General features: G+C 60.6%; 13 protein-coding genes and 1 tRNA gene. 5 read left to right on the top strand and 9 right to left on the bottom strand.

The window, feature by feature from the left end:
* Positions 1-188 precede the first annotated feature (188 nt).
* Positions 189-1,262: a helix-turn-helix transcriptional regulator gene (locus V1293_RS32560; RefSeq protein WP_334515443.1), complete on the bottom strand. Its 1,074-nt coding sequence runs from the start codon at positions 1,260-1,262 to the stop codon at positions 189-191.
* 1,185 nt (positions 1,263-2,447) lie between these two features.
* Between V1293_RS32560 and V1293_RS32555 the strand changes: the two genes are divergently transcribed.
* The 3 genes from V1293_RS32555 (at position 2,448) to V1293_RS32545 (ending at position 5,381) form a co-directional block, all read left to right on the top strand.
* Positions 2,448-2,726, top strand: a complete 279-nt coding sequence (locus V1293_RS32555; protein WP_334515441.1) for a hypothetical protein — start codon at positions 2,448-2,450, stop codon at positions 2,724-2,726.
* Positions 2,677-3,720, top strand: coding sequence for a tyrosine-type recombinase/integrase (locus V1293_RS32550; protein WP_334515440.1), 1,044 nt, complete (start codon positions 2,677-2,679; stop codon positions 3,718-3,720). Before V1293_RS32555 ends, V1293_RS32550 begins: the two co-directional genes overlap by 50 nt.
* A 314-nt stretch (positions 3,721-4,034) precedes the next feature.
* Positions 4,035-5,381 (top strand): IS5 family transposase, encoded by a 1,347-nt coding sequence (locus tag V1293_RS32545; RefSeq protein ID WP_334515438.1) that lies wholly within the window; start codon positions 4,035-4,037, stop codon positions 5,379-5,381.
* A 104-nt stretch (positions 5,382-5,485) separates the two neighbouring features.
* Here V1293_RS32545 and V1293_RS32540 read toward each other — a convergent pair.
* The 5 genes from V1293_RS32540 to V1293_RS32520 form a co-directional block, all read right to left on the bottom strand.
* A tRNA-Lys gene (locus V1293_RS32540) sits at positions 5,486-5,561 on the bottom strand.
* Between the two features lie 176 nt (positions 5,562-5,737).
* Entirely contained in the window at positions 5,738-6,322 is a 585-nt protein-coding gene (locus V1293_RS32535) for a Spy/CpxP family protein refolding chaperone (protein ID WP_334515437.1), read from the bottom strand.
* A 132-nt stretch (positions 6,323-6,454) separates the two neighbouring features.
* On the bottom strand, positions 6,455-7,780 hold the full coding sequence (locus V1293_RS32530; protein WP_334515436.1) for a TRAP transporter large permease: 1,326 nt from the start codon (positions 7,778-7,780) through the stop codon (positions 6,455-6,457).
* Complete coding sequence (locus V1293_RS32525) at positions 7,777-8,352, bottom strand: TRAP transporter small permease (protein WP_334515433.1); 576 nt, start codon at positions 8,350-8,352, stop codon at positions 7,777-7,779. The genes V1293_RS32530 and V1293_RS32525 overlap by 4 nt, the downstream gene beginning before the upstream one ends.
* Before the next feature lie 197 nt (positions 8,353-8,549).
* On the bottom strand, positions 8,550-9,551 hold the full coding sequence (locus tag V1293_RS32520) for a TRAP transporter substrate-binding protein (protein ID WP_334515431.1): 1,002 nt from the start codon (positions 9,549-9,551) through the stop codon (positions 8,550-8,552).
* A 1,076-nt stretch (positions 9,552-10,627) separates the two neighbouring features.
* Here V1293_RS32520 and V1293_RS32515 point away from each other — a divergent pair.
* Complete coding sequence (locus V1293_RS32515) at positions 10,628-10,912, top strand: hypothetical protein (protein WP_334515428.1); 285 nt, start codon at positions 10,628-10,630, stop codon at positions 10,910-10,912.
* 114 nt (positions 10,913-11,026) lie between these two features.
* On the opposite strand, the gene V1293_RS32510 is transcribed toward V1293_RS32515, so the two are convergent.
* Positions 11,027-12,586, bottom strand: a complete 1,560-nt coding sequence (locus V1293_RS32510) for a 2-isopropylmalate synthase (RefSeq protein WP_334515425.1) — start codon at positions 12,584-12,586, stop codon at positions 11,027-11,029.
* A gap of 376 nt (positions 12,587-12,962) precedes the next feature.
* The gene (locus V1293_RS32505; protein WP_334515423.1) at positions 12,963-13,535 is read right to left on the bottom strand and encodes a bifunctional transcriptional activator/DNA repair enzyme AdaA; all 573 of its coding nucleotides are present in this window, start codon (positions 13,533-13,535) and stop codon (positions 12,963-12,965) included.
* A gap of 131 nt (positions 13,536-13,666) precedes the next feature.
* On the opposite strand from V1293_RS32505, the gene V1293_RS32500 reads away from it, so the two are divergent.
* On the top strand, positions 13,667-14,092 hold the full coding sequence (locus V1293_RS32500; protein ID WP_334515421.1) for a nuclear transport factor 2 family protein: 426 nt from the start codon (positions 13,667-13,669) through the stop codon (positions 14,090-14,092).
* Positions 14,093-14,116: 24 nt separating this feature from the next.
* On the opposite strand, the gene V1293_RS32495 is transcribed toward V1293_RS32500, so the two are convergent.
* Positions 14,117-15,037: a polyphosphate kinase 2 family protein gene (locus V1293_RS32495; protein ID WP_334515419.1), complete on the bottom strand. Its 921-nt coding sequence runs from the start codon at positions 15,035-15,037 to the stop codon at positions 14,117-14,119.
* Positions 15,038-15,161 lie beyond the last annotated feature (124 nt).

Raw genomic sequence — 15,161 nt, 5'->3', positions numbered from 1 at the left:
CGCCCCTGCCTCAAAAAAATACGTTTGCTGTCTTGGCGACAGCGTTAATTAATTTCTAACGATCTTACCGGGCCCACGGAGTGTGGCTTTACCCATTTGGGTAACAGAACACAAAATCTCCACAAATACCGGCGCTTAACCTAAACGGTGACGCACAGCTTCGTTTCGAGGAGGACTTCGCATCGCACTCAACGCGACGAAGGCAGCCGCAGCAGACTCACGAGCTCGGCTTGTCGGTTCGTCCCCGTCTTGGAGAAAATCGACTTGAGCTGCACACGGATAGTGTTCGGTTTGACCGACAACGCCTGCGCAGTCGCATTGACCGAACAACCCTCGGCGATCAGGGCCGCAACTCTGGCTTCCGCGGGCGACAGATCAAACAGCGCCTGAAGAATTTCTGGAGGCGGGCCGGGCTGCTGGATGACTGCCGTCACGTAAAGCAGGAGTTCGGCACCTGAAAAGACATCACGCCCCGATCCACGCATGGGCACCAGGTGAATTACGAAAGCGTCACGCGTGCGCGTCCTTCGAACGGGGATAGATCCTCCCCTCGAGAAGAAGGATCGTCCTTCCGAACCGGCAACAAAAAGGGATTGAGCAGCTTGATTTGCGAATTCAAGCTGAGCACCGGCACCAATCCGAATGTCGGGCGCATAGCCCAGCAATGCTTCGTTGGCAGCCAGCACCCTCCTCCCATGGCCAAGGACAGCGGCCGGCAGCCCAAGCAAATTCAGACTTTCGACCGTCGCGCGAACCCGCTCCAGGCCGACGCGTGCCGACAGCACGGCTGCGCGAGCGAGATGTGGCCGAAGTGGATCGAGCTGCTCAGCGACCTGCCGCGGTACCGGCCCTTTTTCGTAAGCTTTCTCTACTGAAAGCACGAGGGTGTCGCCTGCCGGAGAATGCACCGAAGTGCCCACGCACCAACCGAGGCCATTGGGGCGCAGAAATTTCGTGTAGTAGGGCTCGCGTTCAAGCTCTTCCAAGGTGAACGCATCAAGGTCCGTGAGGAAGCGCGGTTCCTTAATTGGAACCAGGCGCTGGCCGCGCGGATCGTTTTGATAGAAGGGACTGTTGACCCAAGCCTCAACGCGCGACCGGATGTTGTCAGATGACAACCATCGGGGTTGCCCCGGGGCAGCCGCAAACAACAAAGCGCCTTCGGCATCGGCAAGATTTGCCAATCGATCGAGCACGCCTTTCCATCGTTCCGGAACAATCGCAGCTTCGTAAATTTCGTCGACCAACCGCTCAAAATGCATTTCGTACACCCACCTCATCGGCGATCTAGCGAACAGCGCGTGTGGAGCGCAATAGAAACCGCCAAATGAAGTTAAGCCACGCAAGAACACCTTTCCCCGGCTACACCAGCGGAGGTGGCCATCAATGTCCGTAATATTACGGTAACGACAGTCTCACTGAGGGTTTACGGATGCGGAGCGGACGAAGTCATCACCAACTGGCAAATAGAGATGAAACTCAGCAACGCGCTCGTCTGCGCCGAGAGCCGGCCAGTTGAGCAATGTCGTTGAGAGAGCGCTGAGCTCGACGGAGATCGCGCGCCAGTTCAACAGGCCGAAGACCGTGACCAATGGGTGATGCGTTTCCGCGTAGAGGGAATAGAAAGTTTGAGAGATCGTTCCTCAAGCCTCATTAATTGCCGAGCCAAGCTCATCGGCCAGTCGAGGTATTGCGCCGGCAGCACCACACTGGCAAGCGGATCGCCGCCGAGGTCGGCACCAGCGGCAACCGTCAGCAAGATCCTGCGGCGGCTCGATTCCAACCCGCATTGAGGCCGGCCGAACCGGTCGCCGATATGAGCGTGAGCATCCGCGTGAGCTGATACACATCGATATCAAAAGCTCGCCGAATTCGGGCCGCATCGGCGATCGCATCACTGGGGTCGTTCGTTCGGAAGAGAATTGCACCCGCGATGCAGTTTGGGAAGTTCGTTCACGTTTGCATCGACGATGCCTTTCCAGATTGCCTTCATCAAGATCATGAATACGAGCGTAACGAGAGCATGGTGGCCTTGCTCGAGGCGGCTACCGACGGACATCCTGAACCGCACCAGTTTCGCACCAGAAACGACCTTGCCGAAACGCGACGAACGCAATCGAACGCGAACGAAATCGCAGCAAGATCAACGAAGCTGATGGATCTTCCGCCGCTCATAACGGTCTGGTCGCAGGTTCGAGTCCCGCTGGGACACAAGTGAAACGGGCGAAACACCGAACGCGGCTTTGGATCACCGCACCAGATACAACTCAGTTCCGCGAGATGTCATAAGCAATTCTGAAACGGTTCGCGCGCATGGACCTGTCCGATATCCACTCCAAACTAACCAAATGTGCGACGGCGAGCCCACTACTCTTCTCTCGGCCTTGATCAATAACTATCCCGCCGAAACTGGACACCATTCAAAGTGGCGGCGGTGGGAGTGCTGAATGATCGAGCCCCGTGGCATGTCGAAAGAACAGGCTGCGGCCTATGCCGGCTGCGAAACGTTGTCGGCGTTCAACGACTGGATTCGACGCGGAATCATGCCGGGCCCGATCCCCGGAACGTACAAGTGGGATAGAAAAGCTATCGATGCAGCCCTTGACCGGTTATCCGGTCTCCAGCCTACAATGCAACCACGGCTATCACCATACGACGCGTGGAAGGCATCCCAAAATGCGAGTGCGGCTGAAGGGAATCAACTGGTCAATCAAAAAACTCGCTGACGGAACGTCGAAGACCTATTGGTACGCTTGGAAGGGCGGCCCACGCATCGACGCGGAGCCCGGCACGCCCGAGTTCATGCGCCTCTACAATGAAGCTGTTGCGTCGTACAAGAAGAAGAGCGCCGAGACGTTCAGCTCGCTCATCGACTACTTCAAGGACTGCAGCGAGTACAAGGACCTCGGTGAGAAGAGTAAGCGCGCCTATGACGGCTACCTCAAACTCATCGAGGCAAAGTTCGGTTCGATGCCAATCGGCGCTCTCGAAGACAAACGTGTGCGGGGGGACTTCAAAGAGTTTCGTGATTCATTTTCCGACACGCCGCGCAAGGCGGACTACATCTGGACCACAATTGCGCGCGTGCTGTCGGTTGCGAAGGACCGTGGTAAGATCGCGGTGAACGTCTGCGAGCGCGGTGGCCGACTTTATGAATCTGATCGCTCGGAGATAGTGTGGACTGCAGACGACATCGGCGCCTTCTGCGGTGTCGCGTCCGTCGAGCTGCAGGCCGCTCTCCTGCTCGCGGTATGGACAGGCCAGCGCCAGGGAGACCTGCTGCGGCTGACCTGGAAGGACTACGATGGCACATACATCCGAATGCGTCAGTCGAAGGGGCGCGGCCCTAAGGGCCGGCGCCGTGTAACCATACCAGTAGGACCGCCCCTGAAGGCGGCGCTTGATGCTGCGCTGATGGAGAGGCGCTCCGCCGTAACCATTTTGGTCAACTCGTTCGGCCGGCCGTGGACGGAGGACGGTTTCAGGACGAGTTGGGACAAGGCGTTCAGGAAAACATCGCTGAAGGACCTGCACTTCCATGATCTGCGGGGCACTGCTGTTACGCGCCTCGCCCTGTCGAACTGCTCCGTTCCGGAGATCGCCTCAATCACCGGCCACTCGATGAAGACGGTGCAGGAGATTCTGGACGCGCACTACCTGGGTGGCCGCCTCGAGCTCGCGGAGTCAGCGATCAAGAAGCTGAGCGAAGTTTACGGGTAGGAACAGAAATGAGATGGCGATGTGGATCGATTCCAGGTGAAGGCGTCCTCTGTCGCCAAGGCTTCTGCGTGTGAGAATGCTCCACACCGCCGGGGGAACGAACTAGCCGCTGCGGTAACGCGCAGCCATCCCGCCACTCCTTAAGCAGTCGTCCGTGAACAAGGCTCTAAGCGATTGAGCGGGAGTCTGTTTTTCGGATGCGAGGGCATTTGAGATTGCAGGGATTCGGAGCTTGAGAAGCCCAAACCTTGCAATTTCATTTGTGGATTCCCTTTGGCTGTGGACCATGATTCTGTGGTGCATCGGAGGGGACGATGCGGCCAAAGAAGCACAAAACGACGGGATCGAACGATCTGTTCCGGGCACGGCTGGACCAGATCATCAACATGAAGCACGAGCTGGTTCTGCTTGCCGGTAAGATCGATTGGAACTGGATCGACGGCGAGATCGCGCCGCTCTACAGCGAGAACGGCCGGCCGGGGATCGAGACCCGTTTCATGATCGGGCTGTTGTTGCTCAAGCACATTTACGGGCTGTCTGATGAAGGGGTATGCGAGCGCTGGGTCCACGACCCGTATTTCCAGTTCTTCACCGGCGAAGAGTTTTTCCAGCACACCTTCCCGCACGAGCGCTCGGACCTGAGCCATTGGCGCAAGCGGCTCGGCGACAGACTGGAGTTGCTGCTGGCTGAGAGCCTGCGGGTGGCGCACGAGGCCGGTGCGTTACGCAGCCAAGACCTCAAGCGGATCACGGTCGATACCACGGTGCAGCCGAAGGCCATCACCTTTCCGACCGATGCCAAGCTGCTGCATGCGGCCATCAAGGGGCTCAACCGCCTGGCGAGAAGGCACGGCGTCAGGCTACGGCAATCCTATTCTCGCGTGGCCAAGGCCGCCGCGATGATGGCGGGCCGCTACGCCCATGCCAAACAGTTCAGGCGGCATCAACGGCAGTTGCGCATCCTGCGCAGCCGGCTGGGCCGGATCATCCGCGACATCCGCCGCAAGATCGAAGGCCAGCCAGCATTGGAGGAGGCGTTCGCCCTCCCGCTTGGCCGAGCCACGCAGATCCGCTCGCAACAGCAGCGCCAGCGCGGCTGGAAGCTTTATTCCTTCCATGCCCCGGAGGTGGAGTGCATCGGCAAAGGTAAGGCCGCCGCGCCTTACGAGTTCGGGGTGAAGGCCTCCATCGTCACCAACAACTGCCGGGCTCCCGGTGGCCTGTTCGTGCTGCACGCCAGGGCGCTGCCCGATAACCCGTACGACGGTCACACCTTGCGGGACGTCATTGACCGCACCGAGACACTCACCGGCTGTCCGATCGAGCGGGCCTATGTCGACAAGGGATACCGCGGCCACGACGCGCAAAATCCCCGTCGCGTCTTCATCTCCGGCCAGAAGCGCGGCGTCTTCGGTGTCATCAAGCGCGAGCTGCGCCGCCGCTCCGCCATCGAGCCCATCATCGGACACCTGAAGGCCGAAGGTCACCTCGGCCGCTGCTACCTCAAAGGCCGCGCCGGCGATGCCGCCAACGTCGTCCTCTCAGCGGTGGGCCACAACTTCCGCCGTGTCCTCGCCTGGCTGAGAGATTTTTGGCGCCTTATCCTGTCCGCAATCATCGCGGCCATCACTCTTCAGTCAGCCCTCAAATCAGCTTCTTAACGGACGACTAAGCAGGCGTACGGATGACGAACAAATTTCTCAAACCGGACGTCAAACCGAAAGGTCCGTTCTGATACGCATTGCTGCTAAGTCCCTGCGAGGCTTGGTGGGCGCACCAGGGCTCGAACCTGGGACCCGCTGATTAAGAGTCAGCTGCTCTACCAACTGAGCTATGCGCCCGGCACTCGGTCCGGCAAGCTCTCGCGAGAGGGCGTCGTTTAGCAAAGCGACCCCGGGATGTCCAGCAAGCCGAGACGAGTTTTCCCGGGCTTTGGCGGGCGAGCGAAACGGCAAAAAGCCACTGGATTTCAGCGGCTTCTGCCGATGTTCGGAACAGGCCCCGGTTGCGGGGCAGATCAGAGCCGTTCGGGACCGCCCCGGGCCGGTCCATCGTCCCGGTCATCGCGATTTCGGCGGTAGCCGCGGTCAAAGTCGCGGTCCCCGCCCATTTCGCGCTCGAACCGGTGATGGCGCCAGCCTTCCCTGCCCGCGAACCGGTCCATACGGGTCAGAACGGCGAGCCGGCGCTTCTGGCCGTCATCGAGCGTCTTGTAGAGCGGGTCGGCGGCTTCCGCGATCTTCTTCATGGCCGCCGCCGTGGCTGCCATATTCTCCGCCCGGTCACGCAGCCGCGCCACCGGATCATCCGGCTTCTGCTGGCTGGAATCGTCCCGCGGCGCGTTCATCCGCGCGTTGGCGCGATCGATTCTCAGCTTGGCGAACTCCCGCACCGCGGCCTCGACCGGCGGCCACAGCTTTTCCTGGTCAGCCGTCAGCTTGAGGCCGGCATGGACGGCCGCGATCCGGGCGTCGGCATAGGCCGACCGGTCCTCCGGGCTCATCCGCGAAAAGCCGTGGCCCCAATGGCGGTGCTGGGCATAGACGGCGGTCGAACCGGCGATGGCAAGAACCGCGACCGCTGCGATGGCGAACTTCCTCATGCGAACCTCCTGTGAAAGGTTGCATGAAGATGGGCTCGCCTCAGCCGGCCTTCAACTTAAAGGTTGGCAAGGCAGGCCTCCCTTACCAAGATGTAATGTGACGCCGGTTGATCCATCGCAATGCGCCAACGGCTACAGCATGCCGAGCGCGCGCGGCAGCCACAGCGAGATTTCCGGCACATAGGTCACGATGCCGAGGAAGATCAGCATGGTCAAAAGCCACGGCCACACCGCGATCGTGAGCTCCGTAATACCCATCTTGGCGATGCCGGACGCCACGTAGAGGTTGAGGCCAACAGGCGGATGGCACATGCCGACCTCCATGTTGACGACCATCAGGATGCCGAGATGCACCGGATGGATGCCGAGCTTGACCGCCACTGGAAACAGGATCGGCGCCATGATCAGCACGATCGACGACGCCTCCATCACGTTGCCCGCGATCAGGAGCAGCACGTTGACGATCAGGAGAAAGATGATCCAGTCGACACCGACCGAGGTGATCCAGGCCGCGATCTGCTGGGGAATATTCTCGTTCGCCATCAGGAACGAGAACAGCACCGCGTTGGTGATGATGTAGAGGATCATCGCGCTCATGTTGGCGGAGCCGAGCAGCACCCGCGGCACGTCCTTCAGCGACATGTCGCGATAGACGAACACCGCGATGACGAAGGCGTAGACCGCGCTGATGGCGGCGGCTTCGGTCGGCGTGAACAGTCCCGCATAGATGCCGCCCAGCACGATCAGGATCAGCAGCAAGCCCCACATGCATTTGCGGAACGCAGTGAAGCGTTCGGTCCAACTTGCCCGCGGCAGCCTTGGATAGTCGTTTTTCCAGGCGCGGTAGAAGGTGGTCAGGCCCAGCAGCGACGCCAGCATGATGCCGGGGATGACGCCGGCCATGAACATCTGGCCGACGGAAGCCGACGACACGCGGTGACCGGCCGGATCGAGCGCAACGCTGCCGCCGGTCGCGACACAATAGATCACCATCACGATCGATGGCGGGATCAGGATGCCGAGCGCGCCCGACGTCGTGATGACGCCGGCGCCGAAGCGCTTCGGGAAACCCTGTTTGACCATCGCCGGCATCATGATCGAGCCGATCGCGATCACGGTCGCCGGCGAAGAGCCGGACACTGCGGCGAACAGCGCGCAGGCCATCACGCCGGCCAGCCCCAATCCGCCATACCAATGACCGACCATCGAGGTCGCGAAATTGATCATGCGGCGCGCGACGCCGCCATGGGTCAGGAAATTGCCGGCCAGGATAAAAAACGGAATCGCCATGATCTCGAAATTGTCGATACCGGTGAACAGCTTCAGCGCCACCGATTCGGTCGGCACGTTGGTCATGGTGAAGATGAAGGTCAGAACCGTCATGCCGAGCGCGATCGAGATCGGCATGCCCGTCAGCATCAACGCGATCAGCAGCGAGAAAATGATCAGGCTGCTCATCGGGTGACTCCGGCGGCGCCGACACCCGGCTCTTCGATCTCGACGCCCTCGACATGGGCGTGGTCGTGATGCGGCAATTCACCGGTGCGCCAATAGGCGTACGCGACCTGCAGGAAGCGGAAGCACATCAAATAGGAACCCAGCGGTATGCAGAGATAGACGAACCAGCTCGGGATCTCGAGGTCGGGCGAGACCTGATCTGTATACATCAGCCCGATGACGAATTTCGCGCCCATGGTGCCGATCACGGCGGTGAAGAACGCACCGCAGAACAGTCCGAACAGCACCACCGCATTGCGCCATGGCGATTTGAGCTGGTTCACCACGACGTCGACGCCGACATGGATGCCGGTGCGCACGCCATAGGCGGCGCCGAACTTGGCGACCCACACGAACATGTAGATGCAGAGTTCCTGCGCCCAGGACAGGTTGATCGGAAACAGAATGGGATAGAGCAGTGGAATGCCGATGAGATAGCGGTGCATCACCGCGGCAAAGATAATCGTCGTCGCCAACGCCATCAGCGTCGCGATCAATATCTCCTCAAGCCGATCGAGGATGCGAAGCAGCATCAAACGTCCCCCACCCAGTGCTGTTCGTCATGCCCGGGCTTGACCCGGGCATCCACGTCTTACCTTCTCTCGATAGAAAGGCGTGGATGGCCGGGTCATCTTGCGCGAAGACGCGCTTCGCGCTTTTGCCCGGCCATGACGAAGAGTTCCCCATTCCGACGGCGCCACAAAGAGCGCCGCATCTCGAATTCTACTTTCTAGTTGGTCGCGCCCCTCGTCTCCTTGAGGAATTCGTCGATCAGGGGCTGACCGACGCGCTTGGCGACATCCTGGTAAACCGGTTCGAGCGCCTTGCGCATCGCTGAGTCCTGCTCCGGGGTCAGCGACACGATCTCGCTCTTGCCGGTCTTCTTGATCTCGGCGAGCGCGTCGTCGTTTTCCTTCGCCGACTGCCCGTTGCCGTACTCGGTCGCTTCCTTCATGGCCTTTTCGCAGGCCTCGCGAACATCCGCCGGCAGGCCATCCCAGAACTTCTTGTTAGTGACGACGACGTAGCCGATGTAGCCGTGATTGGTGTTGGTGATGTACTTCTGCACTTCATGCATTTTCTGGGTGTAGATGTTCGACCAGGTGTTCTCCTGGCCGTCGACCACGCCGGTCTGCAGCGCCTGATAGACTTCGGAGAACGCCATCACCTGCGGAATCGAGCCGAGCGCACGGAACTGAGCTTCCAGCACCTTGGAAGACTGGATGCGGAATTTCAGCCCCTTGTAGTCGGCAGGCGTCACCAGCTTCCTGTTGGCGCTCATCTGCTTGAAGCCGTTGTCCCAGTAGGCAAGGCCGGTCATGCCCTTCGAATCCAGGAGCTTCAGCAGCCTCGCGCCGAGCGGGCCGTCGGTGACTTTGCGCAACGTTTTCAGGTCGGGAAGGATGTAGGGCAGATCGAACACTTCGAATTCCTTGACCCCGATCGGGCCGAATTTCGAGTTCGACGGCGCCAGCATCTGCACCGCGCCGAGCTGCAGCGCCTCCAGCTCTTCCTTGTCCTTGTAGAGCTGCGAGTTCGGATAGACTTCGACCTTGACCTTGCCGGCGGTATATTTCTCGGCCAGTTCCTTGAACTTCTCGGCCGCCAGCCCCTTTGGCGTGTTGGTCGCCACCACGTGGCTGAACTTGATCACGATCGGCGATTGCGCCGCAGCAGGTCCGACCAGGGTCAGCGCCGCGATCGATGCCGCGGCCAAAATCAATTTGCGCATGATTCCTCCCGTTATTTCCCCGGAGCGCGTGAATGCGCGTTCCGAAGCTTGCATGCCAATTGCACCAATATAGACAACCTAGCCGAATTGCCATTGCCCGTTAGAAGGGGCCCCTTCGCCGGCTTTGCTGCACTGCAAAAGTGCGACAATCTGACGGCCGTTTTCGGTCAGCAAATCTTCTCGCCCTGATGCCCCAAACGAGCTTGCGCCGCTGGTGGCCTCGTTCGTCGGGACCGCCGCTTCGCCGACCTCACCAGGATTAGAGGACAAATAATCGTTGTCGTCCCTGCGCACGCAGGGTCGTCCCTGCGTTCAAACGGCCGATACACTTTCGCCTTCTCGCGGCGCTGATCGCCCGAGGTTTGCTATCAACTTCTCGCCCTCTCGAAAATTAGAGGGCGCAGGGAAGACCGGATGCTTGCTGCACCCGCGGTCTCGCGTGCGATTTGCGCTAAGGAAAATGCACACGAGCATACAGGGCAGCGGGAGCAAGCGGAATATTTTTGCGCGAATGGCTGGACAGGTTTTGACTGATTTGCCCGTCGTGTTGTTTTGTCGCAGTTGCGCGCCGAGTTTGCGCTTGCACGCGAAGCAAATCAGCTCGCAGTCCGTAGTAGGGTAGGAGAATTCTCTCGTCGTCCCTGCGAACGCAGGGACCCATACTGCGTGATCTATCGATCATGGCACGACTGCAGATGCCTTTCGCCCAATAGCCGCCGGTGGCTATGGATCCCTGCGTTCGCAGGGACGACGATGGACCGTCATTCCGGGGCGATGCAAGCGCCCCGGAACAACGCAAGATAGCAGACCCCTCAACTTTTCCGACTACGAAACTGGATCAGGGGTCTCGCACCCTGCTCGCGATGGTGGTCACGCCATCGGTTTGACACTCTACGATCTGGCCCGGGCTCAGTTCGCGAACCTGCAAAAAAAATGAAAATAATGTCGGGCAGTGGACAGTCAATTGTGCCACTTGCCCAAATCATAGCACGCGTATTGCCCGGCGATCCCTCTTTCACGTGAACGGAACGGACTGCCGGATCTTACTAAGTAATCAGTATTTTGCGAGTAATCCCATGACAAAACTGGATGAGCGCGTCATCGCCAATATGGAGATCGTACTCGAGGATGTCTGTCGAGGGCTGCCGAATAGCGGCGGCGATCACGCAACGAGGAAATACGTTGCGCAGAAACTGGTTCAAGCCGCGAAGAAAGGCAACACGACGCTCGGCGGGCTGGAAGCCGTTGGCCGTCGTGCATTGCAGCAAATCACACAGGGATCAGCAACACGGCGCGCGGAGCGAGGTCGGGAGCTAGCCGGCTCGAACAACCAGCTTCGTTCCGCGTACCGCCCGCACTAGCTTCGCGGGTGGGCAAAGGCGCGTTTGCGCCGTGCCCACCGTCTCGCATTCCGCTCGCAAATGGTGGGCGCGCTTTCGCTTTGCCCACCCTTCGAATTGCCGTTGCAGCGGTAATCAGCTCGCCGCTTGCGCCGGCATGTCGCGCTTGTGCTTCATGACGATCTTGTTGAGCGCGCCGAGATAGGCTTTGGCCGAAGCCACCAGGGTATCCGGATCGGCGCCCTTCGACGTCATCGAGCGGCCTTCATGGGCGAGCCGCACCGACACTTCGGCTTGCGCGTCGGTGCCTTCGGTCACAGCGTGGACCTGATACAGTTCGAGTTTCGCCTCGTGCGGCACCAGCGCCTTGATGCAGTTGAAGACAGCATCGACCGGGCCATTGCCTTCGGCTTCCTCGATTTTCATCTGGCCTTCGACATCGAGCTTCATGGTGGCGCGCTGCGGCCCATGGGTGCCGGCGATCACCGTCAGCGAGACCAGCTTGATGCGGTCATGAGAAGCCGCGATCTCCTGATCGACCAGCGCCTCGATATCCTCGTCATAGATATCCTTCTTGCGATCGGCCAGCGCCTTCATTCGCACAAAGGCGTCCTCCAGCTGGTTGTCGCCGAGCTTGTAGCCCATCTCCTCCAGCTTGTGCACGAAGGCATGGCGGCCCGAATGCTTGCCGAGCACCAGCGACGACTTCTTCAGGCCGATCATCTCGGGACGCATGATCTCGTAGGTCGATGCGTCCTTCAGCACGCCGTCCTGATGGATACCGCTTTCATGCGCGAACGCGTTACGGCCGACGATCGCCTTGTTGTACTGCACCGGGAACGAGGTCGCCGCCGACACCAGTTTCGACGCCCGCGTCAGCATGGTGGTGTCGATCTTGTTCCACCACGGAAACACGTCGTTGCGGACGTTGATCGCCATCACGACTTCTTCCAGCGCGGCATTGCCGGCCCGCTCGCCGATGCCGTTGACGGTGCATTCGATCTGCCGCGCGCCGCCGGCGATGCCGGCCAGCGAATTCGCCACCGCCATGCCGAGGTCGTTATGGCAATGCACCGAGAATACCGCCTTGTCGGAATTCGGCACCCGCTCGATCAGCGTGCGCATGAAGTTGGTATATTCCTCCGGCACGGTGTAGCCGACCGTGTCAGGGATATTGACCGTGGTGGCGCCGGCCTTGATGACGGCTTCCACGATGCGGCAGAGAAAATCCATCTCGCTGCGTGTGCCGTCCTCGGCCGACCATTCGACGTCGTCGATCTGGTTGCGGGCGCGGCTGACGTTGGCGATCGAGAGCTCGACTACCTGCTCCGGCGTCATGTTCAGCTTGACGCGCATGTGCAGCGGCGAGGTCGCGATCACGGTGTGGACGCGGCCACGCTTGGCAAACTTCACCGCTTCGGCGCAGCGGTCGATGTCCTTCGGGTGGGCGCGCGACAGGCCGGCGATGACGGCGTTCTTGGAGCGGCGGGCGATCTCGCTGACGGCCTGGAAGTCGCCTTCCGAGGTGATCGGAAAACCGGCCTCGATGACGTCGACGCCCATGTCGTCGAGCATTTCGGCGATCTCGAGCTTTTCCTCGAACGTCATGGTCGCGCCCGGGCACTGCTCGCCGTCACGCAGGGTGGTGTCGAATACGATGACGCGGTCCTTTTCGGACTTGTTGGCGGTGGTCATTTCTGAAGTTCCTTTTGGGTGGTAGCGCCGCTTTGCAAGCGCTGAAGGGTCTGGTGATCTCGCGCGAACCCCTGAGTGCCCAGGCGCAAACCGCCCAGACGGCCCTCAGGGGCCGATAAGAAGCAGAAGCCCGCCAAGAAGGAGGGTGGGCGCGGTCGCAGCCGGAATCGCGGGGGCAGCCTTGGCCGCTCCACCCCGAATTCCGTACTTTTTGCTGCGAATCAGCATTGCCAGACCCTTTGGAACGCCAAATCCTCAGCCAAAACCATTGACGGTTCGTTGCCGGGATGGCGTTCCGGGCCTGTTCTAGACGAGAAATATGGCCGGCCGCAATGCCAAAAGATGGTCAGGAGGGATGACCTAATGGTCCAGCTCCTCAGGGCTGCCGCCTCCGCGGCTTGGCGCGAAGGCTCGATGGCGAGCGGCCGTAGAGATCGGCGAACGCGGCGTTGAAGCGGCGGACGCTGCCAAAGCCCGCGCGGAAGGCGATCTCCGTCATCGTGTCGTCGGTGGTGTCGAGCAGCCGCTTGGCACGCTGGACGCGGCGCGTGGTCGCGACCTGCTGCGGGCTTGCTCCAACATGGCGTTCGAACAGGCGGGCGAGATGGCGCGAGGTGATCCCGAGTTTCTCCGCCAATGCTTCGACCGAGCCGCGCTCCAGGGCGCCGCCGTCGATCAGTTTCAGGGCCCGCGCGACCGTCGAGCGCGTGCCGTTCCAGGCCGGGCAGAACGGAGCCGTCTCCGGGCGGCAGCGCAGGCACGGCCGGTATCCTGCCGCCTCGGCGGCAGCGGCCGTCGGGTAATAGGTGACGTTGCGCGTCAGCGGGTGCTTCACCGGGCAGACCGGGCGGCAATAGATCCGCGTGGTCCGCACCGCCGTGAAGAAACGGCCGTCGTAGCGGGCGTCACGCCGCAGCCGTGCGGCATTGCAGACGTCGAAACTCAGCATGCCCGAATAATAGCGCGTCGTGCAGCGGCGAAAAGCCGTGGCAAATGATGAGGTCCGATTCCGGCCAGCGGTAACGGCAGGACCGGCCTAGATGAGGAACGATTGTTTCACTCCTGACCGAAAGCCAAACCATGGATAATCCGACAGCCAAAGACGTCGTCCTCAACGCCTGGAAAACATTTTCGACGCGCGACGCCGGCCAGATCGCATCCCTCTTCACACCGGACGCCGAATGGATCGCGCCGGCCCGCAACGCGACGGCGGTGGCGCTGGCGCATACCGATCACATGATCGGGGCCGACCAGATCGCACGCTTCATCGCCTCCGAGATGCACCGCCTGTTCTCCGGAATCGATATCTCGTTCCGCGCTATCCATGCCGACGGTGACACGGTGATCATTGAAGAGCGGATGCGCGCCACGCTTCCGGAAGGACGGGCGTATGACAACGACTACTGCTTCATCTTTGTCGTCGCAGGCGGCCGCATCAAGCAGGTTCGCGAATACATGGACACGCGAAAAGGCTGGCAGATGATTTTCGGGGAAGCCGCCGAGTAATGCGTTAGCAAGCCTCTACCCATCCTACTTCTTCGTCCCCTTCCCCTCCGCCAGCAACGCCTCGCGCACCTGCTTGAATTCGCTGCGATCGGCCTTGTCGACTTTCGGGAAATGCAGATCGAGCCTGTCGAGCGCGCTGACGATTGCCGAGCCGATCACCACGCGCGCGAACCATTTGTGGTCGGCCGGCACGATGTGCCACGGCGCCTGCTTCGTCGAGGTGTGGCGGATCAGGTCCTGATAGGCGGCCTGGTACTTTGCCCACAGCTTGCGCTCGCCGATATCGGCCATCGAGAACTTCCAGTTCTTGGCCGGCTCCTCCAGCCGCTCCAGGAAGCGCTCGCGCTGTTCCTCCTTCGAGACATTGAGGAAGAATTTCAGGATCACGGTGCCGTTGCGCGCGAGGTAGCGCTCCATCGCGGAGATGTCCTCGAATCGATCGCGCCAGATGTCCTTGGTCACCAGCCGCTGCGGAATCCTTTGCTTGGCGAGAATCTCCGGGTGGACCCGCACCACCAGGCATTCCTCGTAATGGGAGCGATTGAAGATGCCGATCCGGCCGCGCTCCGGCAGCGCGATCATGCTGCGCCAAAGGAAATCGTGATCGAGCTCCTTCGTCGACGGCTGCTTGAACGCGGTGACCTCGCAGCCCTGCGGATTGACGCCTTCGAACACGCTCTTGATCGCACTGTCCTTGCCGGCGGCGTCCATGCCCTGGAAGATCAAGAGCAGCGACCAGCGGTCCTGCGCGTAGAGCTTTTCCTGGAAATCATTCAGGCGCTCGCGATTGGCCTCGATGATTTTGGTCGCCTTGTCCTTGTCGAGGCCGCCCCTCTCGTTGGTCTTGTGCGACTTCAGGTGAAACTCGCCTGAGCCGTCGTAGCGGAACGGGGCGACATGGGGCTTCAGTTCATCAGCCAACGGCTGCGAGGATTTTTTGCTCATCCATCTCTCCTCGTCATGGCCGAGCTTGACCCGGCCATCCACGCACTTGGCTTTGCGTCGGAGGGAAGAACGTGGATGGCCGGGACAAGCCCGGCCATGACGACGAATACCGCGTTCATTTCGC

This window comes from Bradyrhizobium sp. AZCC 1693 (assembly GCF_036924745.1).
Lineage (GTDB): Bacteria > Pseudomonadota > Alphaproteobacteria > Rhizobiales > Xanthobacteraceae > Bradyrhizobium.
This window is presented reverse-complemented; position numbering and strand designations above follow the sequence as displayed.

Bases quoted from the DNA above. Each gene is read 5' to 3' on its own strand.
- V1293_RS32510 (WP_334515425.1), bottom strand. From the start codon at position 12,586: ATGACCACCGCCAACAAGTCCGAAAAGGACCGCGTCATCGTATTCGAC.
- V1293_RS32505 (WP_334515423.1), bottom strand. From the start codon at position 13,535: ATGCTGAGTTTCGACGTCTGCAATGCCGCACGGCTGCGGCGTGACGCC.
- V1293_RS32550 (WP_334515440.1), top strand. From the start codon at position 2,677: ATGCGAGTGCGGCTGAAGGGAATCAACTGGTCAATCAAAAAACTCGCT.
- V1293_RS32495 (WP_334515419.1), bottom strand. From the start codon at position 15,037: ATGAGCAAAAAATCCTCGCAGCCGTTGGCTGATGAACTGAAGCCCCAT.
- V1293_RS32545 (WP_334515438.1), top strand. From the start codon at position 4,035: ATGCGGCCAAAGAAGCACAAAACGACGGGATCGAACGATCTGTTCCGG.
- V1293_RS32535 (WP_334515437.1), bottom strand. From the start codon at position 6,322: ATGAGGAAGTTCGCCATCGCAGCGGTCGCGGTTCTTGCCATCGCCGGT.
- V1293_RS32555 (WP_334515441.1), top strand. From the start codon at position 2,448: ATGATCGAGCCCCGTGGCATGTCGAAAGAACAGGCTGCGGCCTATGCC.
- V1293_RS32520 (WP_334515431.1), bottom strand. From the start codon at position 9,551: ATGCGCAAATTGATTTTGGCCGCGGCATCGATCGCGGCGCTGACCCTG.
- V1293_RS32525 (WP_334515433.1), bottom strand. From the start codon at position 8,352: ATGCTGCTTCGCATCCTCGATCGGCTTGAGGAGATATTGATCGCGACG.
- V1293_RS32500 (WP_334515421.1), top strand. From the start codon at position 13,667: ATGGATAATCCGACAGCCAAAGACGTCGTCCTCAACGCCTGGAAAACA.
- V1293_RS32515 (WP_334515428.1), top strand. From the start codon at position 10,628: ATGACAAAACTGGATGAGCGCGTCATCGCCAATATGGAGATCGTACTC.
- V1293_RS32530 (WP_334515436.1), bottom strand. From the start codon at position 7,780: ATGAGCAGCCTGATCATTTTCTCGCTGCTGATCGCGTTGATGCTGACG.
- V1293_RS32560 (WP_334515443.1), bottom strand. From the start codon at position 1,262: ATGCATTTTGAGCGGTTGGTCGACGAAATTTACGAAGCTGCGATTGTT.